Here is a 25439-nt window from a genome sequence, read left to right as displayed (position 1 = left end):
CATGAAAATCGCAATCATCGGCGGCGGTCCCGGCGGGCTGTACTTCGCCGCCCTTATGAAGCAGCTGGACCCGAACCACGAGGTAACCGTCTGGGAACGCAACGCCGCGAGCGACACGTTCGGCTTCGGCGTAGTCTTCAGCGACGAGACCCTCGGCGGGATCGGCAACGCGGACACCGTGATCGCCGAGTACATGTCCGAGCGCTTCGCCCGCTGGACCGACATCGACATCCACTTCAAGGGTGCGCAGCACACCGTCGGCGGCCAGGGTTTCGCCGCCATGAGCCGCAAGGAACTGCTGGAACTGCTCCAGCGCCGCTGCGCCGAACTCGGCGTCGACCTGCGCTTCAGCACCCTGGCGCCGGACGTCGAGGACCTGAGCCGGGACTACGACCTTGTCCTTGCCGCGGATGGCCTGAACTCCGCCGTCCGGTCGCAGTTCGCCGAGGTTTTCCAGCCCAGCCTCGACGTCCGCAAGTCCAAATACATGTGGCTCGGCACCGACCTGGTCTTCGAGGCGTTCAAGTTCTTCGTCAAGGACACCGAGCACGGCGTCATGCAGATCCACGGCTACCCCTATTCGGATGAGGGAAGCACCTTCATCGTGGAAATGCACGAGGACGTCTGGCGTCGCGCCGGCTTCGACGCCACCAAAAACCAGACCTTCCGGCCCGGCGAAAGCGACGAGGCGGCCGTCGACGCCATTCGCGCCCTCTTCGCAGCGGAGCTTGAGGGCCACGAGGTCCTGGTCAACAACTCCAAGTGGCTCAACTTCACCACGGTTCGCAACGAGTCCTGGCGGCACGGTAACATCGTGCTCCTCGGGGACGCCGCCCACACCGCGCACTTCTCCATCGGCTCCGGCACCAAGCTCGCCATGGAGGACTCCCTGGCCCTGGCGGCCTGCCTGCACGAACACTCCGAGCTCGGTGCCGCGCTGGAAGCCTACGAAACTGAACGCCGTCCCGTCGTCGAATCCACCCAGCGCGCCGCCCAGGCCTCGCTGGAATGGTTCGAGAACATCGGCATGTACAAGGACCAGAACCCGGTCCAGTTCTGTTTCAACCTGCTCACCCGCAGCCGCCGGATCACCTACGACAACCTCAAGCTTCGGGATCCCGAGTTCGCCGCCCGCGTCGATGAGGAATTCGCCCGGACGCAGGGGATCGAGGGCAGTGCCCCCGCCATGTTCCAGCCCTACCGGATCGGCGGGCTGGAACTGAAAAACCGGATTGTCGTCTCGCCGATGGACATGTACTCCGCCACGGACGGTGTGCCGGGCAACTTCCACCTGGTCCACCTGGGCAGCAAGGCCCTCGGCGGCGCCGGCTTGGTCATGACCGAGATGGTCTGTGTCTCCGACACCGGCCGCATAACGCCAGGCTGCAGCGGTCTCTACAACGAGGCCCAGCAGGAGAGCTGGCGCGAGATCGTCGACTTCGTGCACGACCGTTCGACGGCGGCCATCGGTGTCCAACTTGGCCATTCGGGCCGCAAGGGCTCCACCAAACTCATGTGGGAGGGCATTGACGAGCCGCTGGACACGGGCGGCTGGGAGCCGGTTGGCCCCTCGGCGATTCCTTACGGCCCGGAAAGCCCGGCCCCGCGCGAAATCGGCCGCGCCGAAATGGACCAGGTCCGGGACGAGTTCGTCGCGGCCACTGCCCGTGCGGCCGCCGCGGGATTCGACCTCCTGGAGCTGCACTGCGCCCACGGCTACCTGCTGTCCGCCTTCCTCTCGCCGCTGGCCAACCGCCGCGCCGACGACTACGGCGGATCGCTGGAGAACCGGCTGCGGTACCCGTTGGAAGTGTTCGACGCCGTCCGTGCAGCCTGGCCGGCGGACAAACCGCTGACGGTCCGGCTCTCCGCGACGGATTGGTCACCCGGCGGCAACGACGAGCACGACGCTGTTGCCATTGCCCGGGCATTCGTGGAGCACGGCGCCGACGGCGTGGACGTCTCCTCCGGCCAAGTGGTTAAGGAGGAGAAGCCAGCCTACGGCCGGAGCTACCAGACGCCGTTCGCGGACCGGATCCGGCAGGAGGTGGCACACAAGGCAGGCGTGGCAGTGATCGCGGTGGGGGCGGTGTCCTCCTACGACGACGTCAACTCGATCCTGCTGGCAGGGCGGGCGGACCTCTGCGCCCTCGGCCGCACGCACCTGTTTGATCCGCAGTGGACCCTTCACGCGGCGATCGAGCAGGACTACCGCGGGCCCGGCGCCGAGTGGCCGCAGCAATTCCGGGCCGGCAGCCGGAAGCCGCCGGCGGCCCGCACTGACGCGGTCCGGCCCAGGCTGGCGCTGATGCGCGAGCCCGAGATTGCCGGGTTGCCGACGCACCTGCGCTGGACGCCGGCGAAAGTGCCGGCGGCGGTCTAGCGCCGGTGCGGGGATCGCTGCCCGGTGCCCCGATGGCGCGGTGCCGGGCAGCGGCCGGGGCGGTCCGGTCAGTCCAGACCGGAGACGCCGCGGGCGGTGACTTTGGCCGCCAGCTCAGCTGGCCACGGGGTGGCGGCCGTTGCGCCCTGGGCGACATGGGCCGTCACAAAGGACCCGTGGGCGGCAAGGGCACGGGGTTCGCCGCGGAATTCCTCGCCCCACACCTCAAAGCTGAACGTCATGGACGTGCGGCCGATTTTCTCCACTACTACGGTGGTGGTGACCTGCTGGCCGAAGTACAACTTCGCCCGGTAGTTGAGCTCGTGGCGAACCCGCGGAGCCGACGGGAAGTACTCCGGCAGATCAAGGTCCCGGAACAACTTTGCTTCGCAGGCCTCGACGAAGCGGAGCACCGCCGAGTTGTGCTGGTGCCCCGCGGCATCCGTATCCACCCATTCAATGGTCCGTTCCAGGGTTGCCGTCGTGGCGGTGTCAGGGAGGGACTGAAGGGGGTTCATAGCGGCCGCCTGGAAGTTCGAAGAGCAGTCAGCAACAGCGCAATATCCAACCGCTGCAGTACTCAATGGAAGGTAAGTCCATGGTAGTAGCTTCACAAGTTTCCCCCGGCGCCGCGGGCGCCCCGGAAATGGCCCGCGGACCCATCGACGCGGCCCGCCAGGCCCCCGGTGACCCGGTACAGCAGGCGTCCGCCACCGTCGCGCAGCTCGTGGGCCGGACCCTGGCGGAGCTCGGCGTCGGGCACGTCTTCGGCGTCGTCGGCAGCGGCAACTTCGAGGTGACCAACGCCCTGCGCCTGGCCGGGGTGCCCTACACCGCTGCCCGACACGAGGGCGGCGCTGCCACGATGGCCGACGCATATTCCCGGATGTCCGGCCTCGTGGGCGTCGTGAGCACCCACCAGGGATGCGGGCTCAGCAACGCCGTCACCGGGATCGGGGAAGCGGCCAAAAGCCGCACGCCGCTGATAATACTGGCGGCGGACACCCAGGCCGCCGCGGTCCGGTCCAATTTCAAAATCGACCAGGACGCCCTCGCCCGTAGCGTCGGAGCCGTGAGCGAGCGGATCCATTCCCCGGCCACCGCCGTCGCGGACACCATCCGGGCCTTCCGCACCGCCCGGAACGAACGCCGCACCGTGGTGCTCAACCTGCCTCTCGATGTCCAATCGGCCCCGGCCGCCGCACAGGCTGCGGCGGCCCGCCCTGCCGCTGTCGCGGACCCCCAGCCGGTCCGTCCTGCCGCCGCCAGCGTTCGCCGTCTGGCGCACCTGATCAGTGCCGCGGAGCGCCCGGTCTTCGTGGCAGGGCGCGGGGGCAGGGGTGCGCGCGGGGAATTGCTCGACCTTGCCGCGCATGCCGGGGCGCTCGTGGCCACGTCCGCGGTGGCGAACGGCTTGTTCCATGACGAGGACTTCGCCCTCGGGATCTCCGGCGGATTCTCCTCACCGCTCAGTGCCGAGCTGATTCAGGGCGCTGACCTGATCATCGGCTGGGGCTGCGCCCTGAACATGTGGACCATGCGGCACGGGCACTTGATCTCGGCCGGGACCGTCGTGGTCCAGGTCGATGTCGAGGATGCCGCGCTCGGCGCCAACCGACCCATCGACCTGGGCGTGGTGGGGGATTCTGCGCTGACTGCGGCGGATACCCTCGCGGAATTGCTGACGCTGCAGCCGGTCCCGGCGGAGAAGTACCGAACCGCGGAGAACGCGGCGGCCATCGCCGCAAGCTCGCGCTGGAACGACGTCGCAACGCCGGATCTCTCCGGCGGCGGGCGGATCGATCCGCGCGTGCTGAGCCGCGAACTGGACACCATCCTGCCCGCAGACCGGATTGTCTCGATCGACTCCGGCAACTTCATGGGCTATCCCAGCACTTACCTGAAGGTCCCGGACGAGTTCGGCTTCTGCTTCACCCAGGCTTTCCAATCGATTGGTCTGGGTCTTTACACCGCGATCGGGGCCGCGCTGGCCCGGCCGGAGCGGCTGCCGGTCCTCGGGGCCGGCGACGGCGGCTTCCTAATGGGCATCAGCGAACTGGAGACCGCCGTGCGGCTGGAACTGCCGCTGGTCTGCATCATCTACAACGACGCCGGCTACGGGGCGGAGGTCCACCACTTCGGCGCGGGAGCCGAATCCGGAGGCGGTCCCGCCGTCGATCTCAGTACTGTCACCTTCCCGGACACGGACATCGCCGCGATCGCCCGGGGTTTCGGCGCGGACGCTGTGACAGTCCGGAGCGTGGCGGATCTTGAAGCGGTTCGCGCCTGGCTGCAAGAGCGTCCTGCCCGGCCGTTGGTCATCGATGCCAAGATAGCGTCCGACGGCGGGGCCTGGTGGCTCGCCGAGGCCTTCAAAGGCCACTGATGCCCCTGCTCACTGCTGACGATCGTTACAGAAACGAAATATGCTGATTTGTTTACTGTCGCAATCAATGCGTGACACAGTGGGCACAGTATGTGAGCTGTCACACAAATCCCAACCAAATCCCAACGAGAGGTATATCCATGACGCAGTCAATGTCGACTGAGTTGCGCAACGAGGCCACACCTCGCTGGAAGGGCCATGCGGTCCTCATCCTGTGCTTCGTGGCCATCGTCTTTGATGGCTATGACCTGGTGGTCTACGGGTCCACCGTTCCCACGATCCTCAAGTTCCAGGAGTGGGGCGTCACCCCCGCGCAGGCCGGGCTGATCGGCAGCCTCGCCCTGGTCGGCATGCTCGTCGGCACCCTCTCGGTCGGCATCCTGACTGACAAGCTGGGCCGCCGACGCATCATGTTGGCCTGCATCGCCTGGTTCTCCACCTGCATGCTGCTCACGGCGTTTTCGCCGTCCGCCGAGGTCTTCGGCTTCCTGCGTTTCCTGACCGGTCTCGGCCTGGGCGGCATCGTGCCCACATGCATCGCCCTGACGGTTGAGTACGCCCGCAAAGAGCGGCGCCAGATCGCCAATGCCGTGATGTTCAGCGGCTACTCCGTGGGCGGGGTCGGCGCCTCCCTTCTGGCCATCAACCTGCTGCAGCACATCGACTTCCGCTGGATGTACGCGATTGGCGCGCTGCCCCTCGTCACCCTCCTTCCGATCGCCTGGAAGCTCCTGCCCGAATCGGTCGCCTACCTCGCCCGTAAGCAGCGCATCGAAGAAGCCAAAACCACCGCGGCCCGCTACGGCCTGATCTACTCGGACATCGTCACCGCGGAGGACGTCAAGACCGGCGCAGACGCGCCGAAATCGGCCATGAAGACCCTGTTCACCCGCAAGTGGGTCCGCTCCACGGTCCTGTTCGCGATGGCGAACTTCTGCGGCCTGCTGCTAGTTTACGGCCTGAACACGTGGCTGCCGCAGATCATGCGGCAGGCCGGGTTCCAGCTCGGCGACGCATTGACCTTCCTGCTAGTCCTCAACGCCGGTGCGATCGTCGGGTCCATCAGCGCCTCCGTCCTGGCGGACAAGATCGGCATCCGCAAGGTCGTAACGGCGTCGTTCCTCCTGGCGTTCGTGGCCATCCTCATGCTGAGCCTGCAGCTCCCACTGGCGATGCTGCTCGTCATCGTCGCCTTCGCCGGCCTCGGCTCGGTGGGAACCCAGATCCTGGTGGGCGGCTACTGCGCCACCCATTACCCGCAGTCCCTCAGCGCCACCGCCCTGAGCTGGTCGCTCGGCATTGGACGCATCGGCGCAATCTGTGGTCCCCTGATCGGCGGACTGATCGCCGGAATGGCCTTCGGCTGGCAGCTCAACTTCTACATGTTCGCGGCCTTCGCCGTGGTCGGCGCCATTGTCGTTTTCTCGGTGCCGAAACTGACCGAAAAGTAGGGTCCGAAAAGGAGTCACAGAGCAGTACACAATCCGGACAGTCCCATAACTCTTCGATAAAGGCCCGTCCCCGCAGCCGCGAGGGACGGGCCTTGCTGTCTATCCTGAAGGAGTTAGCTGCAGTTCCGGGGAAGCGGGCTACGCCCATCAGCCGTCCGCCGAGCAAGGATTTCCGTGGCAATCGCAGAATACGACGTCGTCATCCAACGGGATGCCATGAGCGTGTATGACTTCCTGCTGGACGCCCGCAATCTGCCGAGCTGGCGGGCCGGCGTCGGCAGCATCGAACTGGAATCAGGGGCTGCGGGGACCAAGGGCGCGGTGTACCGGCAGACCGTCGCCGGCCCCGGCGGGCGCGCCGTCTGCGGAGACATCGAGATCACCGAGGCGCGGCCCGGTGCGGAAATCCAGTACAGGGTCCTGGGCGGGCCGGAGCTCACGCGCGGCGGCTTCTACCTGAGCACGGAAGGCGGGAGCACCCGCGTCCGCTTTGCCGTGGAACGCGAGCCCCGGGGCCTCATGGCCCGGCTGAAGTCGCCCTTCCGCCGCCGGATGAAGGCGGAGGTCTGCCAATTGGAGCAGCTCAAGTCGGTCCTGGAGGAACGGGTAGAGCCGTAACGGCAGTGCTGTAATACTCGGCCCGCGCACTTTTGTCCCCGGCAAGTACGGTAATTTTGAGACTGTGCTGATCTCCGACCGCGACATTCGTGCCGAAATTGACTCCCAACGGATCGTTCTGGAGCCGTTCGACCCCGCCATGGTTCAGCCATCGTCGGTTGACGTCCGGATCGACAGGTTCTTCCGGCTCTTCGACAACCATAAGTACGCCCACATCGATCCGGCCGAGGACCAGCCCGAGCTGACCCGTCTGGTGGAGGTCGAGGCCGGCGAACCCTTCATCCTGCATCCCGGGGAATTCGTCCTTGGCTCCACCTACGAAACGGTCACGCTTCCTGACGACGTCGCCGCCCGGCTTGAGGGTAAGTCCTCGCTGGGCCGGCTGGGCCTGCTCACGCACTCGACCGCAGGATTCATCGATCCGGGCTTCTCCGGGCACGTGACGCTCGAACTGTCCAATATGGCGACGCTACCGATCAAGCTGTGGCCGGGCATGAAAATCGGCCAGTTGTGCTTCTTCCGGCTCACCTCCGCCGCCGAGTACCCCTACGGGTCCGGGGAGTACGGCAACCGCTACCAGGGTCAGCGCGGCCCCACGGCGAGCCGCAGCCACCTGAACTTCCACCGCACCGACATCTAGACGCCGTCCGCCGTCCGCACCGCCGGCGGTTTCGCCGGCCGGCGCAGCATCGCCACCACGGGCTCCACGAACCTGGCGGCCAGCGGGCCCGTGACGGCCATGATGAGCACGTAGGCGGTGGCCATGGCCGCGAGCTCCTGGGGCACCACCCCGGAGGCGACGGCCAGGCCGGCGATGACGATCGAGAATTCTCCGCGGGCGATCAGCGCGGCGCCGGCACGGAAACGCCCCGCACGCCCGATCCCGGCCCGCCTGGCCGCCCAAAAGCCTGTGATCATCTTGGTGGCGGCCGTGACGATGGCCAGCAGAAGCGCCCAGCCGAGCACCGGCGGGATGGTGGACGGGTCCGTGTTGAGGCCGAATACCACAAAGAAGATGGCGGCGAAAAGGTCGCGCAAGGGCTCCAGGATCCTGGTGGCGCTGTGCGCGGTGGCCCCCGAAATGGCGATTCCGAGCATGAACGCCCCCACGGCCGCGGACACCTGCATGGCCGAGGCCAGCCCGGCCACCAGCAGCGCGGCCCCCAGCAGGTTGAGCAGGAACACCTCGGAGTTTTCGCTGTGCACGGCCTTGGACACGTGGTGCCCGTGCCGCAGTGCCACCAGCAGCACGACGGTGACGACTGCGAGTGAGATCCCGACAGTCTGCAGCCCCATAACGAAGCTGACGCCGGCCAGGGTCGCGGTCAGGATCGGCAGGTAGACCGCCATGGCCAGGTCCTCGAAGACGAGGATGGACAGCACCACCGGAGTCTCGCGGTTACCGATCCGGCCCAGGTCCGTGATTACTTTGGCGGCGATCCCCGAGGACGAGATGTAGGTGACCCCGCCCATCACCATCGCTCCCACGACTCCCCAGCCCAGCAGGACCGCCAGCAGGGCACCCGGCAGGAAATTCAGGACGAGGTCCAGGACGCCGGCCTGCCAGGAGCGGCGCAGTCCCGTCACCAGCTCGGCAGCCGTATATTCCAATCCGAGCATAAGCAGGAGGAGGATGACGCCGATTTCACTCGAGAGATGTGCAAATTCCTGCATGCCTTCGAGTTTCACAATTCCGCCGGCACCGAAGAACAGCCCGCCGAGGAGGTACAGCGGGATAGGTGACATGCCGATCCGCCCCGCCAGCCTCGCCAGCAGGCCGAGGCAAAAGACGACGGCCCCGAGTTCGATCAGGGTCAGTGCGAGCGGATCCATCCCGTCAGCCGTTGCGCAGGATGCCGGCTGCTGTGTCGAGGCCTTCTTGCGTTCCTACTGCAACCAGGAGATCGCCGCGCTGCAGGACGACGTCGGGTCCCGGCGACGGTACCACTTCGCCTTCGCGCATGATGGCCACAATCGAGGCGCCGCTCCTGGTCCGGATGCGCGCCTTGCCCATCGGCTGGTCGCGGTAGGGGGAGTCGGGGCCGATGGAGAACTGCCGGGTCACGATCCCGGGGACCTCGCGGTGGGCTTCGGAAAGCTGCATGGCCAATCGCTGGCCGCCCAGCAGGTTCCCCAGCGCGGCGGCTTCATCGGCGGTCAGCGGGATGGACGCCTGGCAGGTGTCCGGATCGTCCCAGGTGGAGACGATCAGTTCGGTTTGGCCTTCGCGGTATTCCACGACGCCGATCCGCCGCCCGGAGGCGGTCATGAAATCCTTGCGCCGGCCCAGTCCCGGCAGGTCCGTTTCATCCACGTTCATTCCTCCAGCCTAGTGGGCCGGAGGCCTTTCCGGGCAGAGTCAGGCCGCGGGGACCACCGCGATGTCGGTCTCGTCCGGTGCCTTGACCGGCAGCAGGAGCAGCAGCCCGGCCAGGAGCACCACCATGATGCCGAGGATGCCCCAGCGCTGTGCCTCGCCGGGCTCCACCAGCGGGGCAGCGACGGCGATGCAGAGCGTAAAGAGGGCGGGGGCGAGGAAGCTGACGGCCCGGCCGGTGGTGGCGTACAGGCCGAACAGTTCGCCGGACTCGCCGTGCGGTGCGAGCCGGGCCAGGTAGGCCCGCGAGGAGGACTGCGCCGGCCCCACGAAGAGGCACAGGAACAGGCCGAAGATCCAGAATGTGGTTGTGCCGGCCCATTCCATGCCCCAGAAGGAATGGTTCCCGTTGCCGAGGACCAGGATCATCGAGCCGGCGATCAGCAGGCCCACCAGCGATCCGATGATGACCGCCTTCGGCCCGATCCGGTCGTCGAGGAAGCCGCCCAGGATGGCGCCCGCGGCGGCCACGACGTTGCCGAAGATCGCGAAGAAGATAACGTCCTTGAGTTCGAAGCCGAAGGTGCCGGCGGCGATGATGCCGCCGAAGGTGAACACCGCGGCCAGTCCGTCCCGGAACACGGCACTGGCGAGCAGGAAGTAGATGGTGTGCGGGCTGGTCCGGTAGATCGCCTTGATCCGCCGCACCAGCAGGCCGTAGGAGGCAAGGAACCCCAGGCCGGCGCCCCGTCCGGTCCTGGGAAGCTCCGGGACTGCGAACAGCACCGGCAGCGCGAAGATGAAGAACCACAGGGCCGAGAACACCGCGACCAGGCGGATGTTCAGGCCGTCCGCCGTCGAGGCGCCGAACCACTCGAAGCTGGGCTGGACGAAGATCTGGAGCACTATCAGCAGCGCCGCGATCCCGCCGAGATACCCCATGCCCCAGCCGAAGCCGCTGACCTTGCCGATGTTCTGCGGCGTGGAGATCTGGGCGAGCATGGCGTTGTAGTTCACGCCGGCGAACTCGAAGAACACGTTCGCCAGCGCAATCAGCGTCACGCCGAGGAGCAGGAACTCCGGGCGCGGGAACACGAAAAAGCACAGGGCGGTCAGGAGCGCGACGGCGGCCGTGTTGACCCCCAGCCACAGCTTCCGGCGACCGCCGGTGTCCGAGCGCTGCCCCGTGACAGGCGCCAGCAGCGCGATGGCGGCGCCGGCGACGGCCAGTGCGCCGCCCAGGACGGCGGAGGCCTGGTCCTCCCCGCCGAAGGCATTGGAGGTGAGGTACACGGTGAAGACGAACGTGGTCATCACCGCGTTGAAGGCCGCCGAGCCCCAGTCCCAGGCTGCCCATGCGAGGATGCGGCCCTTGTGGGAGACCGGGCTTCCGGATTCCAGTTCCGAGGCGGGACGCATGGCCTCTGGGGGAGCAGCGGAGTTCATAGCGTGAATATTATCCGCAGTGCCCCGGAGCCCGGTGCACCGTGCAAAAAGAATTTGTCCACGCTTGGTAAACTGTCCGGACTGAACATAACGAATGCCCCGCCTGCTCCAACTTTTTGACAATCGAATTCCTGACGTTGCGGAGATAACAGTGATCACAGTCCTTGCCGTGCACTTTGCGGTGGCTGCTGTGGCGCCATTTCTCTTCCGGAAGTTCGGCCGGAATTCGTTTTACGCCCTCGCGGCGGTGCCCGCGGGCTCGTTCGTGTGGCTGCTCCTGCAGCACGGCGCCGTCTATTCCGGCGCCGGGGCAGCTCAGGGCGGTGCCAGCACCGGCGTGTCCGAGGTCCTGCCCTGGATCCCCGAGCTGAAAATTGAGCTTGCCTTCCGGATGGACGCCCTTGCGTGGGTCATGTCCCTGCTCGTCCTCGGCGTGGGGGCGCTGGTCCTGGTCTATTGCGCCCGGTACTTCAAGGACAAGGACGACTACCTCGGCGGATTCGGCGCCCAGCTGCTGGCCTTCGCCGGGGTGATGTTCGGCCTTGTGACGGCGGATGACCTGCTCCTGATGTTCATCTTCTGGGAACTGACCACGGTCCTGTCCTACCTGCTGATCGGCTACGCCCGGACCAGGCTCTCGGCACGGCGCTCGGCCCTGCAGGCCCTCATCGTGACCACCGCCGGCGGCCTGGCCATGCTGGTCGGCCTGATCATCCTCGGCTTCAATGCCGGGACCTACCGGATCTCGGCCATCCTCGAGATGGCTCCCGCGCTGATCACCGGGCCCGCAGCGGGAGCCGTGAACGCCGCCGTCGTGCTCATCCTGGTCGGTGCGATCACGAAATCGGCGCTCGTTCCGTTCCACTTCTGGCTCCCCGGCGCCATGGCAGCCCCCACGCCGGTGAGCGCCTACCTGCACGCCGCGGCCATGGTGAAGGCCGGTATTTACCTCGTCGCACGGCTGGCGCCGGGATTCGCGGAGACCGAGTTCTGGCTGCCGGTGGTGCTCGGCCTCGGCCTAGCCACGATGCTGGTCGGCGGCTACCGGGCGCTGCGGCAGACGGATATCAAGCTCATCCTGGCCTACGGCACGGTCAGCCAGCTCGGCTTCCTGACCATGGTCGTGGGGCTCGGCAAGCCCGACGCGGCGCTGGCAGGTCTCGCCCTGCTCCTGGCCCACGGGCTGTTCAAGGCCACCCTCTTCCTCGTGGTGGGCATCATCGACCACCAGGCCGGAACGCGTGATATCCGCAAGCTCTCGGGCGTCTACCGTTCCTCCCGCGCCCTCGCCATCGTGGCCGCCATCGGCGCCGCGTCGATGGCGGGCATCCCGCCGCTGGCCGGCTTCGTAGCGAAGGAATCGGTCTTCGAAGCCTTCGTCCACTACAGCACCGACCCCGCCGCCGGCCCGTGGGGGCCGGTGATCCTGATCGGCCTGGTCCTGGGTTCCATCCTGACCTTCGCCTACAGTGCACGGTTCATGTGGGGCGCCTTCGCCGTCAAGCCCGGCGTCGAGACCACCCCGTTCAAACCGATCAGACCGGCGTTCCTGGCGGCCCCCGCCATCCTGAGTCTCCTGACCATCGTCTACGGACTGTGGCCGGCCCCGGTGGACGGCTGGATCCAGCCCTACGCCGCGCTGTTCGTGCCCGACGGCGAGGACCCGGCGGCCGCCGCCGGGCACCTGGCGCTGTGGCACGGGCTGACCCCGGCCCTGGGACTGACCGCCATCACGTTCGCCGGCGGACTGGCCATGTTCTACGGCCGCAACACGGTCTCCCGGCTCCAGGGGCTGGTCCCCGGCTGGATCGACGGCGACCGGACGTACCAGCTGACCATCGGCGCGCTCGACGACGCCGCGGTCTGGATCACCGGCCGGACCCAGCGCGGTTCGCTGTACTTCTACCTGTCCGTGATCCTCACCGTGGCGTTCGTCCTGCCGCTGACCGCGCTGGTGCTGGCCAACAAGCCCCTGCCGCAGGACCTCTACTTCATCGACCCCAACGCCCCGCTCCAGATCGTCGTGGGTGCCGGAATCGTGATCGGGGCGCTGGCCGCGGTGCGCGCCAACAAGCGCTTCCTGGCCGTGCTGATGGTGTCCGTCACCGGCTACGGCATCGCCCTGATGTTCGCGCTGCAGGGCGCCCCGGACCTCGCGCTCACCCAGATGCTGGTGGAATCGATCATCCTGGTGGCCTTCGTGCTGGCCATGCGCAGCCTCCCGGCCGAACTGCGCGACCGGACCGGCGGGAAATACCGGGTGGTGCGGGTAATTATCGGCGCCGCCTTCGGCATCACCATGGTCTTCGTCGCCATCTTCGCCCTCGGCGCCCGGGTGGCCGTGCCCGTCTCGCTCGAGTTCCCGAAGCTGGCCTACGAGGGCGGCGGCGGGCTGAACATTGTGAACGTGACCCTGGTGGACATCCGGGCCTGGGATACCTTCGGGGAGATCTCGGTGCTGGCCCTGGCGGCCACCGGCGTGGCCAGCCTGATCTTCGTCCGGGGCCGCGGCGAGGGGATCCGGGCCTCCTCCACCGTCGCCGAGGGCACCGTCGGACGCCGGAGCCCCGGCGCCGGCCGCGGCAGCACCCGTGAGGATGCCACGCTGGCCATGAGCCGCCGGTTCGCGGCCTCCAGCCGGGACGCCTGGCTGGTCGCCGGCCGGACCCTGGCGCCGGAGCGCCGGTCCATCATCTTCGAAGTCGTCACGCGGCTGGTCTTCCACTCCATGATCGTCTTCTCCATCTATCTGCTGCTGGCGGGCCACAATTCACCGGGCGGCGGCTTCGCCGGCGGCCTCATGGCCGGGCTGGCGCTCACCGTCCGCTACCTCGCCGGCGGCCGCTTCGAGCTGCGCGAGGCGACCCCGATCAGCGCCGGCACCCTGCTGGGCATCGGCCTCGCCACCGCGGCGGCCTCGGGCCTGGTGCCGCTGCTGCTGGGCGGCCAGGTGTTCCAAAGCGCCATCATCGAGTTCTGGCTGCCGGTCTTCGGCGACGTCAAGTTCGTCACCTCCACGATCTTCGACATCGGCGTGTACATAGTCGTGGTCGGCCTGGCCCTGGACGTGCTGCGCAGCCTCGGCGCCGAAATCGACGAACACTTCGAGGAACACCCGCCCGCACCGTCCGACGACGAGCAGGAGGCCGGCGGGATGCCGGCAGAAACCACCGCCAGGGGGAAAGCATGAGCGTCAACCTGACCCTGCTGACGGTCATGGGAGCCCTCTACGCGTGCGGCATCTACCTGATCCTGGAACGCAGCCTGACCCGGGTCCTGCTGGGCCTGATGCTGCTCGCGAACGCCACCAACCTGCTGCTCCTCACCACCGGCGGCTACGCCGGCCTGGCACCGATGTACAGCAAGGACACCGCCGCCGGGGAGTACAACGATCCGCTGCCGCAGGCCCTGATCCTCACCTCGATCGTGATCTCCTTCGCCGTCACGGCGTTTATGCTCGGCATCATCTACCGGACCTGGGTACTGGCCCGCGAGGATGAGATCCAGGACGACGCCGAGGACCGCCGGGTCGCGAAGACGCCCAGCTTCGACCTTGAGGACGACTCCGTGATCCCGGTGGAAACCTCCGAGTTCCCGCTGACCATGCTCGGCTCGGACGGCCAGTCGGTGTCCGATGTTCCCGACGGGGCCGAGGCCACCGTCAAGGTCGCCGGCCGCAAGCTGGACGCCGGGGAAGCCGCCTCGGAGGAACAGCCCGGATCCCTGAATGTCACCCCACCCAAGGAAGGAGGCGGACAGTGAACATTGCCAGCTTCGCCCCGCTCGCCGTCCTCCTTCCCATCCTCGGCGCGGCGCTGACCTTCCTGCTGATCCGGCACTCGCGCGCCCAGCGGACCGTGAGCATTGCGCTGCTGTCCCTGACGCTGCTGCTGGAGTGCTGGCTGCTGGCCTCCGTCTGGAACGGCGGAACGGCGGCGGTCAACATCGGCGGCTGGCTCCCGCCGTGGGGCATCGTGATGGTGGTGGACCAGTTCTCCTCGCTGATGCTGGTGGTCTCCTCCTCCGTGAGCCTCGCCGTGCTGATCTATGCCACCGGGCAGGGCATGGCCGACGGCGACCGGGACGCGCCGGTGTCGATCTTCCACCCCACCTACCTGATCCTGGTCGCCGGGGTGTCCAACGCCTTCCTCTCCGGGGACCTGTTCAACCTGTACGTGGGGTTCGAGATCCTGCTGACCGCCAGCTACGTGCTGATGACCCTCGGCGGGACGGGGCCGCGGATCCGGGCAGGGGTGACCTACGTGGTGGTCTCCGTGGTGTCCTCCGTGCTCTTCCTGATCGCGATCGCCATGATCTACGGCGCCACCGGCACCATCAACATGGCCGACCTCGCCATCAAGCTCGCGGACCTGGACCAGGGCACGCAGAACCTGCTGCACGTGATGCTCCTCGTGGCGTTCGGCATCAAGGCGGCCATCTTCCCGCTGTCCTTCTGGCTCCCGGACTCCTACCCGACGGCGCCGGCCCCGGTGACGGCGGTGTTCGCCGGCCTGCTCACCAAGGTGGGTGTCTACGCGATCGTCCGCACCGAAACGCTGCTGTTCCCGGGCGACACCTTCAATACCCCGCTGATGGTCGCCGCGCTGCTGACCATGATCGTGGGCATTCTGGGCGCCCTGGCCCAGAGTGACATCAAACGACTCCTGTCCTTCACCCTGGTCAGCCACATCGGCTACATGGTGTTCGGTCTCGCGATGTCCTCGGTGGCCGGGCTGGGCGCCGCCGTCTTCTACGTGGCGCACCACATCACCATCCAGACCAGCCTGTTCCTGGTCACCGGCCTGATTGAACGCCGCGGCGGCAGTTCCTCGATGGACCGCGTCGCCGGGCTCGCGAAGCTGTCCCCGATGCTGGCGGTGCTGTTCTTCGTCCCGGCCATGAACCTGGCCGGCATCCCGCCGTTCTCCGGCTTCCTGGGCAAGCTGGGGCTGCTGCAGGCCGGGGTGCAGCTGGGAACCCCGCTGGCCTACGCCCTGGTGATCGGCGGGGTGCTGACCAGCCTGCTGACCCTGCTGGCCATCGCCCGCGTCTGGAACCGCGCCTTCTGGCGCAAGCCCGAGGACGCCGAACACCCCGATCCGGTGCTGCTGGCCGCCCCCGAGGATTCGGCCACGGGCGACCGGGCCGGCAAGACCAACGTCACCCTGCTGCCGAGGACCATGGTGGGTTCCACCCTGGGCCTGGTCATCTTCGGCGTCGGGCTGACCATCTTCGCCGGTCCGCTGTTCAAGGTCGCGGACCAGTCCGCCGTCGACATGCTGGACCGGACCTCATACATCCAGGCGGTCCTCGGCGAGGACGCGCCGGTCCCCGCGATCGCCCAGCCCGAGCCGCGGGTGGTGTCCAAATGAGCCGGAAACGGATCTCGCTGCGGCAGGAACTCCCGCTGCTGGTGTGGCTCGTGATCGTCTGGGGCGCCCTCTGGCGGGACTTCAGCCCCGGGAACCTGCTCTTCGGTGCCCTCATCGCCGTCCTGGTGGCCCGGCTGTTCTACCTGCCGCCCGTGGAACTCGGCGGGCGCTTCAACGTGCTCCGGGCGGTTCCGTTCGCCCTGATGTTCCTGGCCAAAGTGGTGGCGGCGAGCTTCCAGGTCCTCTACCTGGCCGTGGCGAAGTGCCCCAAGGTGATCAGCGCCGTCGTCGCCGTCCCGCTCCGGAGCCACTCCGACCTGCTGGTCACCGCGACCGGCCACATCACGGCGCTGATCCCCGGCTCGCTGGTCGTGGAGGTGGACCGCTCCACGTCCACGCTCTACATCCACGGCATCAACGTCCGCAACGCCGAGGACGCCGCGCAGCTGCGCAAGGACGTCCGCGACACGGAAGCGGGACTGATCAGGATCATGGGCACCAAAGCCGAACTCTCCGCCCTCAACCAGGAGGTGGCGGCATGATGCAGCTGGTCCTGACCGTCACCGCCGTGGTGCTCTCCCTGGCCGCCGGCGGCGCGATTATCCGCATCGCGCGGGGTCCCTCGCTGCTGGACCGGGTGCTGGCCGCGGACGTGCTGCTGGCCATCGTCGGCGCCGCCTTGTGCATCGACATGGCGGCGAACCGGCATCTCAACAACCTCATGCTGCTGGTGGCGGTGTCCCTCATCGGGTTCATCGGCTCCGTCACGGTTGCCCGCTTCGTTGCCGACCGTCGGGAGAAGACCCGTGAATCCTGAGACATTTTCCGGCGACACCGTAATCGACGCCGTCTCGGCGGTCTTTATGGTGGTCGGCGCCCTGATGTCCCTCGCCGCGGCGGTGGGCCTGCTCCGCTTCCCGGACCTCATGACCCGGATGCACGCAGCCACCAAGCCGCAGGTGCTGGGGCTGTTCCTGCTGCTCTTCGCGCTGGGCCTGCAAATGCGCACCTGGTGGGTCTGGCCGGTGCTGGTGGTGGCGTGGATCTTCCAGCTGCTCACCGTGCCGGTGTCGGCGCACATGGTCGGCCGCGCCGGTTACCGGACGAAGCACCTGCACCCGGAGCTGCTCAGCACGGACGAACTGGAGGCTGTGGTGCAGCAGGCGGCCGGCAAGCGCGGTTTCACCGACGACGACGGCGACGAGGCCACCGCGGGGCGGTGAGCTCTGGACAATACGCCCTAAACGACGTCTTGCGACTTGGCGAAGCGGGTAATCGCGCGCTGGGTGCCGCGGTTGGCAAGGACCTGGATGATGGCGCTGACGCCCGCTGAGATCAGCGCGAAGGTCAGGGCCGAGTGCAGCGTGGTGGGCACATCGTCGTCGTGGCCCTTGGGCGGCTGGTTGCCGGTGGCTTTCTCCCAGATGTTGTCAACGAGCTTGGTGCCGACGTAGCCGGCGAGCAGGCTGATGCCGGTGCCGAGCAGTTTGATGAAGATGTTCATTCTTCGCAACTCCTTGTGGGGGAAACAGGGCTTCCCCTAGCCTAGCCTTCCCGGCCGGGCGGTTCGGCCAGGGACGCGGGACCGCCTCTGCTCCGGCTGGCGGCGCGGGACCAACGCCCCTGTTCGGCCGGGCGGGCCCGGTCCTACCTTCGAGCATGGACCAGCCCAACACCCGACCGCGGGGCCACGCCTCGCCGCCCGCCGCGCCATCGGCCGACGGCCAGTCCTGGCGGCGGCTCTATCTCTGGGCCGGCATATCCTCGGTGCTCTTCGTGGCGCTGCTGATTCTCGCCCTGGTCCTGGACTTCGCCGCCCCGCCTCCGGTCCACGGAGGGGCCGAGACGCTGGAATTCATCGCACTCAACAAGGGGATCTACCTCGCCGAACAGCTGCTGTGGATCGTGCCGAACATCCTGCCGGTGCTGGTGTTCGTGGCACTTTTCGTGGCGCTCGCCCCGCTCGACAAGAGCCTGGCACTGCTGGCCACGGTGGTCGGCGGACTGTCGTGGGCGCTGATCCTCGCCGTCCCCGTCACCAGCCGGGGCTCCCTGGTGCTCGTGTACCTGAGTGACCGGTACACCGCTGCGGACGACGACGCAGCCCGGCTCCGCTACGCAACCGCCGCCGAAGCCGTCGTCGCGGAGAACAACACCCCCGCCGTCGTCGGCGTCCTGTCCGCGCTCGGCATCCTGCTGATCTCCCTTGTCATGCTGCAGGGGGTGCTTCCGCGGACCCTCGCGTGGCTCGGGATAACGACCGGCGGACTGGGCGTCGTCGCGGAGGCGCTGCGGCACGCCGTCCCGGAGTTCTACTGGGGTTACGGGGTGCTGTTGTGGGTCTGGTTCGTGGCCGTGGGGCTTGCGCTGATCCGGCTGGCGGCGCGGACGCCCCGGAGCGGCAACCGCGGCTGCTTAGCCTGATGTCCCGGAGCGGCCGAGAATTTCCGAGAGCGCCTCGACCACCAGCTCATGGTCGGCCTTCTGCGGCAACCCGGAGACCGTGACGGTCGCGACCATCCCGGTTCCGCGCAGGTAGATGGGGAAGGCGCCGCCGTGCGCGGCGAACTCCTGCTGGTCGAACCAGGCGTTGTCCTCAATCCTTCCCCCTGCGGCCCGGGCGCGGAGTCCGACCAGCAGCGACGGGACCTCGTACCGCACGGCTGTGCGCTGCTTGGCCCTGATCCAGCGTTCGTTGTCCGGGGTGGCTCCCTCGAGCGCCGCGTGGAACAGCACCTGCTCACCCTTGGTGATATCGATGGCGATCGGGTGCGAACGCCGCCGGCCCAGTTCCACCAGGAGGAGCCCGAGGTCCAGGGCGTCATCCTTGCTGAACGACCGGAACTGCAGCTCCTCCATTTCGGCCAGGATGCGGCCGATGAGCGCACCCAGGGACCCGTGCGGCTGCGGTTCCGCGGAGTCCGGGTCGTAGTCGGGGGAGGACACTGGTGAGTTGGTCAAATGATTCAGCTTCCGTTAGATGGCCGCCGCGGGTGGCCGGCAGGCCGCGGCGTCCGGAGTTCCCGTGCTTGGTGCGACTCTACCAAGCCGGCCGGTGCGGGTCACCGGCGCCGACGCCGGCGGATTGTGACGGCGGGCCCCGGAAAACAACCCGTCACGGGTGTAAACTGGTCCACGCCCACAAGGGCGATATTTAGATACGACAGGGGAGCGCCGCCGTCGGGCATCACCGGAGGAATCCGGGGAAACCACAGGTGGGCGCTGAGAGTGCGGACAGCCGCAGACCCTCGAACCTGATCCGGTTAGTACCGGCGCAAGGGAGTCGAGTTCTCAGAGTGCGCGGGACAGCGGCGGAAGCCGCCGATCCCCGGGTCACTCTCCCCTCCTGTTCCTCAGGAGGACGATATGACTGACACATCAGCCAAGCAAGAACCAGCCGGGCACGAACCATCCAGGCACGAACCATCCGCGACGCCCGCCAAGCGCAGCCACAACTGGCGTGTGGTGGACATTGTGGTGGCCGCGTTGATCGCGGTGGCCGGCGGCGTGATCTTCTGGGCCTGGTCCCAGGGCGCCAACCTCATTTCCGCCCCCGTCAACGCGTTCTACCCGCCGCTCACCGGGCTCTACGCCGGCGGCTGGATGATCCCCGCGGTGCTGGGCATGCTCATTATCCGGAAACCGGGCGCCGCACTGTTCTGCGAAGCCGTGGCCGCCACCGGCGAGCTGATCATGGGCTCGCAGTACGGCACCACGGTGCTCATCTCCGGCCTGCTGCAGGGCCTTGGCGCCGAGCTGGTCTTCGCCGCCTTTATGTACAAGAAGTTCAACCTGCCGGTGTCCCTGCTGGCCGGTGCCGGGGCGGGCCTGTTCTGCGGCCTGAATGATGCGTTTATGCCCTGGGGCTGGAACATCGCCTACGCCAGCGGCGACAAGCTCGCGTACATCATTTTCACCGCCATCTCCGGCGCCGTGATCGCCGGCGGGCTGTCCTGGCTCGCCACCCGCGGCCTGGCCAGGACCGGTGTGCTGAGTTCCTTTGCCTCCCGCCGGGCCGCCACGGAGCCGGTCTTCTCCTGACGTCCGAACACCGACCATGACATCCTCCGATACGGTCCGCCCGGCCGCGGTCACCGCCCGCGGCTGGGGCTGGCGGCACGCCGGCCGGTCCCGGCCCGCGGTCAGCGGCCTGGACCTGGACATCCGGCCCGGGGAGCGCGTGCTCCTGCTGGGACCCTCGGGTGCCGGCAAGTCCACGCTGCTCCACGCCCTGGCCGGGGTGCTCGGCGACAGCTCCGCGGGCGGCGCAGACCCGGCATCCGGCGCCGCGGCGGACGCCGAGGACGCGGACGAGTCCGGCAGCCTGCTGATCGACGGTGCCCCGCCGCGGTCCCGGCGCGGCCGGGCCGGGCTGGTGCAGCAGGACCCGGAAACCCAGGTGGTGCTCTCGCGCCTGGGTGACGACGTCGCCTTCGGCGCGGAGAACCTCTCCGTGCCCCCGGCGGACATCTGGTCACGGGTGGCGGAAGCGCTCGACGACGTCGGGCTGGGCCGGCTGCCGCTGGACCACCCGACGTCGTCGCTCTCCGGCGGGCAGAAGCAGCGCCTGGCGCTCGCCGGCATCCTGGCGATGCGCCCCGGGCTGATCCTGCTCGACGAACCCACCGCCAACCTCGATCCCGCCGGGGTTCTGGAGGTCCGCGACGCCGTCGGCCGCTGCCTGGACAAAACCGGCGCCACCCTGGTGGTGGTGGAGCACCGGGTCTCGGTCTGGAAGGACCTCGTGGACCGGATCGTGGTTCTGCAGCCCGGCTCGGCCACGGACTCCGCTGTGCTGATCGACGGGCCGCCGGACCAGGTCCTGGCGCAGGCACGGGACATGCTCACCGCAGCGGGCGTCTGGGTGCCGGGTTACGTGCCCCCGACCCGCGCGCGCGGCGGCACCCGGGAGACCGGGCACCCCGGCGCAGCCGGGGCATTAGCGGCGGGCGCCGGCGCCGCGGGGCAGCTGCTGCTGGCCGCGGAGGACTTGGCCGTGTCGCGCGAACGCCCGCGGCGGTCCGGCCTCCGCGGCGGCTTCCGTCCCATCCCGCCCAAGCCCGTCCAGTCCGGCATCACGGCCCAGGTCCGGGCCGGGGAGGCCCTGACCATCACCGGGCCCAACGGCTCGGGGAAGTCCACGTTCGCCCTCACGCTCGCCGGGCTGCTCGCGCCGGTGTCCGGCAGGGTCTCCGCCACCGTGGAACTCAGCGCCGGCGCCGGGATCGATCCGTACCGGTGGAAGGCCCAGCAGCTGATCGCGAGGATCGGCACCGTGTTCCAGGAACCCGAGCACCAGTTCGTCACCGGCCGGGTGTTCGACGAGCTGATGTTCGGACCCCGGCACCTGGGCCGCGGCGAGGAGCGTGTGGACGAACTGCTGGAGCGGCTGCGGCTGACGGAGCTGGTGGACGCCAATCCCTACACGCTCTCGGGCGGAGAAAAGCGGCGCCTGTCGGTGGCCACCGTCCTCGCCGCCCATCCCCGGGTGCTCGTCCTGGACGAACCCACCTTCGGCCAGGACGCCAACACCTGGGCCGAGCTGGCATCCTTCCTCTCCGAGCTGCTCGACGACGGCACCGCCGTCGTGTCCGTGACGCACGATGCCGAATTCAGCGCGGTCCTCGGCGGCACCGAGCTGAGCCTCCGGGCCCCGGAACACCGGGAACCGGACCGGGACCCGGGACCCCGGCAACAGGGGAAGGTGGCCGCGCCATGAGGCAGGAACTGACGCTGCGCGGCAACCAGGCCGTGCTGACCCGGGCCAACCCGCTGGCGAAATTCACCGCCGTCATGCTCATCACGATGGTGCTGGCGCTCTCCATCGACTGGGTGTCCGCCTCGGTGGCCCTGGCGTTCGAGCTGGCGCTTTTGCCGCTGGCCGGACTGACCCTCGCCCTGCTCTGGCAGCGCGGCTGGCCGCTGATCCTGGCCGCCGCAGTGGGAGGCTGGAGCACCACGATCCTGGCCCCCGACAGCGGGAGTATCCTGTTCGACGCCAGGATCTGGTCCATCAGCGAAGGCTCCCTCGAGCTCGGGGTGGGGTTCATGATCCGCGGCCTGGCCATCGCGCTGCCGGCGGTGCTGCTGATGAGCTGCACGGACCCCACGGACCTGGCGGACGCCCTCGCGCAGAAGGCGAAGCTGCCGCACCGTTTCGTCCTCGGAACTTTGGCCGCGATGCGGCTCGTGGGACTCATGGCCGAAGAATGGCAGACCATCGGCATGGCCCGCCGGGCCCGCGGCGTGGGCTCCCACGGGAATCCGCTGCAGCGGCTCCGCGCCACCCTGGGGCAGAGCTTCGGGCTGCTGGTGCAGGCCGTCCGCCGCGCCTCCCGGCTCGCGGTCACCATGGAGGCCCGGGGTTTCGGCGGCGCGCACCGGACCTGGGCCCGGAAATCGACGGTCAGCGGCGTGGACGCCTGGGTGCTGCTGGGCGGGGTGCTGATTGCCGGGGCCGCCGTCGCCGCCTCGCTGGCGGCGGGAACCTGGAACATGGTCTTCCTCGCCCGGCAGTAGCTGCGGTTATCGCACGGCGCGGGTATTCCTGTGAGATTAACGGCATTCCGGGCGGAATTCAGGAGTTTATTAGATCATTCGTGATATTTTCCGGATATGACTCAAGAGACTGCTGAAGAAGTTGGCGCCCTGCTCCGCGACGCCCGTGGCCAGAAGGGCTGGACCCAGGGCCAGCTCGCCGCCGAGCTGGGAACCAGCCAGAGCGCGATTGCCCGGATGGAACAGGGCAAGCAGAACCTGAGCCTGAAAATGATCCAGCGGCTCGAATCCATTTTCGGCCGGAGCATTGTGAAGGTGGGTCGGCCGGCCATGACGCACCTCCGGGTCGAGGGCGGCCGCACCCTGTCCGGCTCCGTGGACGTGAACAGCAGCAAGAACGCCGGCGTCGCCCTGCTCTGCGCCAGCCTGATCAACCGCGGCACCACGACCCTGCGGCGGCTCGCCCGGATCGAGGAGGTCAACCGGATCGTCGAGGTGCTGACCAGCATCGGCGTCGAATGTACCTGGCTCAACGCCAACGACCTGCAGATCCGCCGCCCCGCCGTGCTGGACCTCGATTCGATGGACGTCGAGGCGGCCCGCCGGACCCGCAGCGTCATCATGCTGCTGGGCCCGCTCCTGGATGAATCCAGCGAGTACCGGCTGCCCTACGCCGGCGGCTGCGACCTCGGCACCCGCACCGTGCAGCCGCATATGCAGGCGCTGCGCCAGTTCGGCCTCAGCGTCGAGGCCACGGCCGGCTTCTACGCCGTGCAGGCGCCGCCGTCGGACGGGCTCGACCGCTCCTTCGTGCTCAGCGAACGCGGCGACACCGTCACCGAAAACGCCATCATGGCCGCCGCCCACCGCAGCGGCACCACCGTCATCCGCAATGCCAGCCCCAACTACATGGTGCAGGATCTCTGCTTCTACCTGCAGATGCTCGGCGTCGGGATCGAGGGCGTGGGGACCACCACGCTGAAGATCACCGGCCGCCCCGCCGTTGACGCCGACATCGAATACTTCCCCTCCGAGGACCCGATCGAGGCGATGAGCCTGATCACCGCGGGCATCGTCACGAACTCGGAGGTGACCATCCGGCGCGTCCCGATCGAGTTCATGGAAATCGAACTCGCGACGCTGGAGCAGATGGGCCAGCGGCTGGAGGTGTCCGGCGAGTACCTGGCCCGGAACGGGCGCACCCGGCTGGTGGACGTCACCACCCGGACCTCGGAACTGCGCGCCCCCGAGGACAAGATCCACCCCATGCCCTTCCCCGGGCTGAACATCGACAACCTGCCCTTCTTCGCGGTCATCGCCGCGAACGCCCAAGGCCAGACGATGATCCACGACTGGGTCTACGACAACCGGGCGATCTACCTGACCGAGCTGAACAAACTCGGCGCCCAGGTGCAGCTGCTCGACCCGCACCGGATCTACGTCAACGGACCCACCAAATGGCGCGCTGCCGAGGTGGGCTGCCCGCCGGCCCTCCGCCCCGCGGCCTGCCTGCTGCTGGCCATGCTCGCCGCCCGCGGCGTCTCGGAACTGCGCAACATCTACGTGATCGAGCGCGGCTACGAGGATCTGGCCGAGCGGCTCAACACCATCGGCGCGAAAATCGAGTACTTCCAAGACTGAATCCGCTGGACTAATCCGGGCAACGCCGGGTCACTCCGCGCCCATCGGGAGACGCCGCATGGGCGCGGAGTGACCCCCCGTTGAGGTAGCGCGTTTCGGCGGATCCTGACGCACAATAGAGACATGCGCACCTTCGGCGTGGAGGAAGAACTGCTGATAGTTGACCCGGAAACGGGGATGCTGCTTGCCCTCGCCGATGTCATGCTGCCCAGCCTGGTCCCGCCGAAGCAGGACGCGGGCCCCGTTGACCCGACGAAGCTGCATGACGTCGGGGTTGGCACCGATTTCAGTTACGAACTCAAACTCGAACAGATCGAAACCCAGACGCGGCCGTGCCTGGACTACACCGAACTGCTCCGGCAGCTCAATGAGGGCCGGGCCCTCGCGGACCGCGCCGCCCGGGTGCACGGCGGCCGCGTCGCCGCCCTCGCCACCTCGCCGCAAGGCTCCGCCACGCACTTGACGCCGAATCAGCGCTATCTGACCATGCAGCAGCGCTTCGGACTCACGGTCCGGAACCAGCTGACCTGCGGGCTGCACGTCCATACCTTCGTGGAGTCTCCGGAGGAAGGCGTGGCCGTGATGGACCGGATCCGCGACAAGCTCGCGGTGCTGATCGCGCTCAGCGCGAACTCCCCCTACTGGAACGGCGCGGAGACCGGGTTCGAAAGCTACCGCACGCAGGCCTGGAACCGCTGGCCGGGGTCCGGTCCCACGATGATCTTCGGCAGCCTGCCGGTCTACCGGCGGGTGGTGACCCGGCTGATCGAAAGCGGCGTCCTGATGGACGAAGGGATGATCTACTTCGACGCGCGGCTGTGCCGGCAGCATCCCACCGTGGAGATCCGGGTCGCCGATGTCTGCCTGCGCGCCGAGGACGCGGCGCTGATCGCCGTGCTGGTGCGGGCGCTCGTCGAGTCGGCGTCCCGGGAATGGAACGACGGCGTCGATCCCGCCCCGGTGCCGACGCTGCTGCTGCGGATGGCCGCCTGGCAGGCCAGCAACTGCGGCCTCGGAGGGCAGCTGCTCGACTTCGGAACCTTCACCCCGGCCCCCGCCGCGGAGGTGGTCCACGCGCTGGTGGACTTCGTGGCCCCCGTGCTGGAGGAGCAGGGTGAGCTGGACCTGGTGCGGGCGGGCGTCGGCCGGATCCTGGCGGAGGGCACCGGATCGCAGCTGCAGCGGGCGCCGTTCCACGCCGGCGGGCTCGCCGCCGTCGTCGACCGGGCCGTCGAGGTGACCACCGGGGGAACCGTCACCGGGGACCCTGCGGACCAGGGCTCCTCCCTGGGCCGGGTCCGCCGCCGGCCCTGACGGCGGACCGGAA

At 68.2% G+C, this 25439-nt stretch carries 23 protein-coding genes and 1 riboswitch; of the genes, 17 read left to right on the top strand and 6 right to left on the bottom strand.

The genetic code is table 11. The features are described from left to right. The first annotated feature begins 1 nt into the window (after position 1). Entirely contained in the window at positions 2-2383 is a 2382-nt protein-coding gene (locus AC06G6_RS18885) for a bifunctional salicylyl-CoA 5-hydroxylase/oxidoreductase (RefSeq protein ID WP_479824704.1), read from the top strand. Between the two features lie 68 nt (positions 2384-2451). Here the strand turns inward: AC06G6_RS18885 and AC06G6_RS18880 are convergent, their stop codons facing one another. Continuing rightward, entirely contained in the window at positions 2452-2901 is a 450-nt protein-coding gene (locus AC06G6_RS18880) for an acyl-CoA thioesterase (RefSeq protein ID WP_307465086.1), read from the bottom strand. Positions 2902-3029: 128 nt separating this feature from the next. Here AC06G6_RS18880 and AC06G6_RS18875 point away from each other — a divergent pair, with 128 nt between their 5' ends. From AC06G6_RS18875 to dcd, 4 genes are all read left to right on the top strand, one after another. Continuing rightward, positions 3030-4769 carry a thiamine pyrophosphate-binding protein gene (locus AC06G6_RS18875; protein WP_479828763.1) on the top strand — a complete coding sequence of 580 codons (1740 nt, stop codon included), beginning with the start codon at positions 3030-3032 and terminating at the stop codon, positions 4767-4769. A 140-nt stretch (positions 4770-4909) separates the two neighbouring features. After that, complete coding sequence (locus AC06G6_RS18870; RefSeq protein WP_307465088.1) at positions 4910-6220, top strand: MFS transporter; 1311 nt, start codon at positions 4910-4912, stop codon at positions 6218-6220. 174 nt (positions 6221-6394) lie between these two features. Then, positions 6395-6838 (top strand): SRPBCC family protein, encoded by a 444-nt coding sequence (locus tag AC06G6_RS18865; RefSeq protein WP_479824701.1) that lies wholly within the window; start codon positions 6395-6397, stop codon positions 6836-6838. A gap of 64 nt (positions 6839-6902) precedes the next feature. Then, positions 6903-7478, top strand: coding sequence for a dCTP deaminase (gene dcd, locus AC06G6_RS18860; RefSeq protein WP_307465092.1), 576 nt, complete (start codon positions 6903-6905; stop codon positions 7476-7478). On the opposite strand, the gene AC06G6_RS18855 is transcribed toward dcd, so the two are convergent. From AC06G6_RS18855 to AC06G6_RS18845, 3 genes are read right to left on the bottom strand one after another with little or no spacing between them, the layout of a single operon-like run. After that, a complete protein-coding gene (locus AC06G6_RS18855; protein ID WP_479824698.1) occupies positions 7475-8671 on the bottom strand; it encodes a cation:proton antiporter in 1197 nt (398 codons plus the stop codon). The genes dcd and AC06G6_RS18855 overlap by 4 nt on opposite strands. Positions 8672-8675: 4 nt before the next feature. Then, positions 8676-9158, bottom strand: coding sequence for a cation:proton antiporter regulatory subunit (locus AC06G6_RS18850; protein ID WP_307465097.1), 483 nt, complete (start codon positions 9156-9158; stop codon positions 8676-8678). Positions 9159-9197: 39 nt separating this feature from the next. Further along, positions 9198-10601 carry an MFS transporter gene (locus AC06G6_RS18845; protein WP_479824696.1) on the bottom strand — a complete coding sequence of 468 codons (1404 nt, stop codon included), beginning with the start codon at positions 10599-10601 and terminating at the stop codon, positions 9198-9200. Positions 10602-10752: 151 nt separating this feature from the next. Between AC06G6_RS18845 and AC06G6_RS18840 the strand changes: the two genes are divergently transcribed. The 6 genes from AC06G6_RS18840 to mnhG are packed head-to-tail and all read left to right on the top strand — an operon-like array spanning position 10753 to position 17196. After that, a complete protein-coding gene (locus AC06G6_RS18840; protein ID WP_479824694.1) occupies positions 10753-13791 on the top strand; it encodes a Na+/H+ antiporter subunit A in 3039 nt (1012 codons plus the stop codon). After that, entirely contained in the window at positions 13788-14363 is a 576-nt protein-coding gene (locus AC06G6_RS18835) for a Na(+)/H(+) antiporter subunit C (protein WP_479824692.1), read from the top strand. The genes AC06G6_RS18840 and AC06G6_RS18835 overlap by 4 nt, the downstream gene beginning before the upstream one ends. Continuing rightward, positions 14360-15973 (top strand): Na+/H+ antiporter subunit D, encoded by a 1614-nt coding sequence (locus AC06G6_RS18830; protein WP_479824690.1) that lies wholly within the window; start codon positions 14360-14362, stop codon positions 15971-15973. Before AC06G6_RS18835 ends, AC06G6_RS18830 begins: the two co-directional genes overlap by 4 nt. Then, positions 15970-16515 carry a Na+/H+ antiporter subunit E gene (locus AC06G6_RS18825; RefSeq protein ID WP_479824688.1) on the top strand — a complete coding sequence of 182 codons (546 nt, stop codon included), beginning with the start codon at positions 15970-15972 and terminating at the stop codon, positions 16513-16515. The genes AC06G6_RS18830 and AC06G6_RS18825 overlap by 4 nt, the downstream gene beginning before the upstream one ends. Beyond that, positions 16512-16790 carry an MrpF/PhaF family protein gene (locus AC06G6_RS18820; RefSeq protein ID WP_479824686.1) on the top strand — a complete coding sequence of 93 codons (279 nt, stop codon included), beginning with the start codon at positions 16512-16514 and terminating at the stop codon, positions 16788-16790. Before AC06G6_RS18825 ends, AC06G6_RS18820 begins: the two co-directional genes overlap by 4 nt. 46 nt (positions 16791-16836) lie before the next feature. Next, entirely contained in the window at positions 16837-17196 is a 360-nt protein-coding gene (mnhG, locus tag AC06G6_RS18815) for a monovalent cation/H(+) antiporter subunit G (RefSeq protein ID WP_479828762.1), read from the top strand. A 17-nt stretch (positions 17197-17213) separates the two neighbouring features. Here the strand turns inward: mnhG and AC06G6_RS18810 are convergent, their stop codons facing one another. Continuing rightward, on the bottom strand, positions 17214-17477 hold the full coding sequence (locus AC06G6_RS18810) for a DUF4235 domain-containing protein (protein ID WP_479824684.1): 264 nt from the start codon (positions 17475-17477) through the stop codon (positions 17214-17216). A gap of 155 nt (positions 17478-17632) precedes the next feature. Here AC06G6_RS18810 and AC06G6_RS18805 point away from each other — a divergent pair, with 155 nt between their 5' ends. Continuing rightward, complete coding sequence (locus tag AC06G6_RS18805; protein WP_479824682.1) at positions 17633-18397, top strand: DUF4386 family protein; 765 nt, start codon at positions 17633-17635, stop codon at positions 18395-18397. On the opposite strand, the gene AC06G6_RS18800 is transcribed toward AC06G6_RS18805, so the two are convergent. Next, on the bottom strand, positions 18389-18934 hold the full coding sequence (locus tag AC06G6_RS18800) for a heme-degrading domain-containing protein (RefSeq protein WP_479824680.1): 546 nt from the start codon (positions 18932-18934) through the stop codon (positions 18389-18391). The genes AC06G6_RS18805 and AC06G6_RS18800 overlap by 9 nt on opposite strands. Before the next feature lie 194 nt (positions 18935-19128). Next, a riboswitch (TPP riboswitch) is annotated at positions 19129-19272 on the top strand. A 67-nt stretch (positions 19273-19339) separates the two neighbouring features. Between AC06G6_RS18800 and AC06G6_RS18795 the strand changes: the two genes are divergently transcribed. The 5 genes from AC06G6_RS18795 (at position 19340) to AC06G6_RS18775 (ending at position 25426) form a co-directional block, all read left to right on the top strand. Continuing rightward, positions 19340-20014: an ECF transporter S component gene (locus AC06G6_RS18795; RefSeq protein WP_479824678.1), complete on the top strand. Its 675-nt coding sequence runs from the start codon at positions 19340-19342 to the stop codon at positions 20012-20014. Positions 20015-20030: 16 nt separating this feature from the next. After that, complete coding sequence (locus AC06G6_RS18790; RefSeq protein ID WP_479824676.1) at positions 20031-21692, top strand: ABC transporter ATP-binding protein; 1662 nt, start codon at positions 20031-20033, stop codon at positions 21690-21692. Then, complete coding sequence (locus AC06G6_RS18785; RefSeq protein ID WP_479824674.1) at positions 21689-22492, top strand: energy-coupling factor transporter transmembrane component T family protein; 804 nt, start codon at positions 21689-21691, stop codon at positions 22490-22492. Before AC06G6_RS18790 ends, AC06G6_RS18785 begins: the two co-directional genes overlap by 4 nt. Positions 22493-22588: 96 nt before the next feature. Further along, positions 22589-24112 carry a UDP-N-acetylglucosamine 1-carboxyvinyltransferase gene (locus AC06G6_RS18780; RefSeq protein ID WP_479824672.1) on the top strand — a complete coding sequence of 508 codons (1524 nt, stop codon included), beginning with the start codon at positions 22589-22591 and terminating at the stop codon, positions 24110-24112. A 123-nt stretch (positions 24113-24235) separates the two neighbouring features. Beyond that, entirely contained in the window at positions 24236-25426 is a 1191-nt protein-coding gene (locus AC06G6_RS18775; RefSeq protein ID WP_479824670.1) for a glutamate--cysteine ligase 2, read from the top strand. Positions 25427-25439 lie beyond the last annotated feature (13 nt).

The organism is Arthrobacter sp. CJL-S3 (assembly GCF_056711635.1).
Note: the sequence above shows the minus strand (reverse complement) of the source record. Positions and strands in the feature narration are given on the sequence as shown.

Coding starts and splice junctions, on each gene's coding strand:
- AC06G6_RS18880 (WP_307465086.1), bottom strand. CDS start 2,901: ATGAACCCCCTTCAGTCCCTCCCTGACACCGCCACGACGGCAACCCTG.
- AC06G6_RS18825 (WP_479824688.1), top strand. CDS start 15,970: ATGAGCCGGAAACGGATCTCGCTGCGGCAGGAACTCCCGCTGCTGGTG.
- AC06G6_RS18805 (WP_479824682.1), top strand. CDS start 17,633: ATGGACCAGCCCAACACCCGACCGCGGGGCCACGCCTCGCCGCCCGCC.
- AC06G6_RS18875 (WP_479828763.1), top strand. CDS start 3,030: ATGGCCCGCGGACCCATCGACGCGGCCCGCCAGGCCCCCGGTGACCCG.
- AC06G6_RS18795 (WP_479824678.1), top strand. CDS start 19,340: ATGACTGACACATCAGCCAAGCAAGAACCAGCCGGGCACGAACCATCC.
- AC06G6_RS18870 (WP_307465088.1), top strand. CDS start 4,910: ATGACGCAGTCAATGTCGACTGAGTTGCGCAACGAGGCCACACCTCGC.
- AC06G6_RS18780 (WP_479824672.1), top strand. CDS start 22,589: ATGACTCAAGAGACTGCTGAAGAAGTTGGCGCCCTGCTCCGCGACGCC.
- mnhG (WP_479828762.1), top strand. CDS start 16,837: ATGGTGGTCGGCGCCCTGATGTCCCTCGCCGCGGCGGTGGGCCTGCTC.
- AC06G6_RS18820 (WP_479824686.1), top strand. CDS start 16,512: ATGATGCAGCTGGTCCTGACCGTCACCGCCGTGGTGCTCTCCCTGGCC.
- AC06G6_RS18790 (WP_479824676.1), top strand. CDS start 20,031: ATGACATCCTCCGATACGGTCCGCCCGGCCGCGGTCACCGCCCGCGGC.
- AC06G6_RS18885 (WP_479824704.1), top strand. CDS start 2: ATGAAAATCGCAATCATCGGCGGCGGTCCCGGCGGGCTGTACTTCGCC.
- AC06G6_RS18855 (WP_479824698.1), bottom strand. CDS start 8,671: ATGGATCCGCTCGCACTGACCCTGATCGAACTCGGGGCCGTCGTCTTT.
- AC06G6_RS18835 (WP_479824692.1), top strand. CDS start 13,788: ATGAGCGTCAACCTGACCCTGCTGACGGTCATGGGAGCCCTCTACGCG.
- AC06G6_RS18810 (WP_479824684.1), bottom strand. CDS start 17,477: ATGAACATCTTCATCAAACTGCTCGGCACCGGCATCAGCCTGCTCGCC.
- AC06G6_RS18785 (WP_479824674.1), top strand. CDS start 21,689: ATGAGGCAGGAACTGACGCTGCGCGGCAACCAGGCCGTGCTGACCCGG.
- AC06G6_RS18850 (WP_307465097.1), bottom strand. CDS start 9,158: ATGAACGTGGATGAAACGGACCTGCCGGGACTGGGCCGGCGCAAGGAT.
- AC06G6_RS18845 (WP_479824696.1), bottom strand. CDS start 10,601: ATGAACTCCGCTGCTCCCCCAGAGGCCATGCGTCCCGCCTCGGAACTG.
- AC06G6_RS18775 (WP_479824670.1), top strand. CDS start 24,236: ATGCGCACCTTCGGCGTGGAGGAAGAACTGCTGATAGTTGACCCGGAA.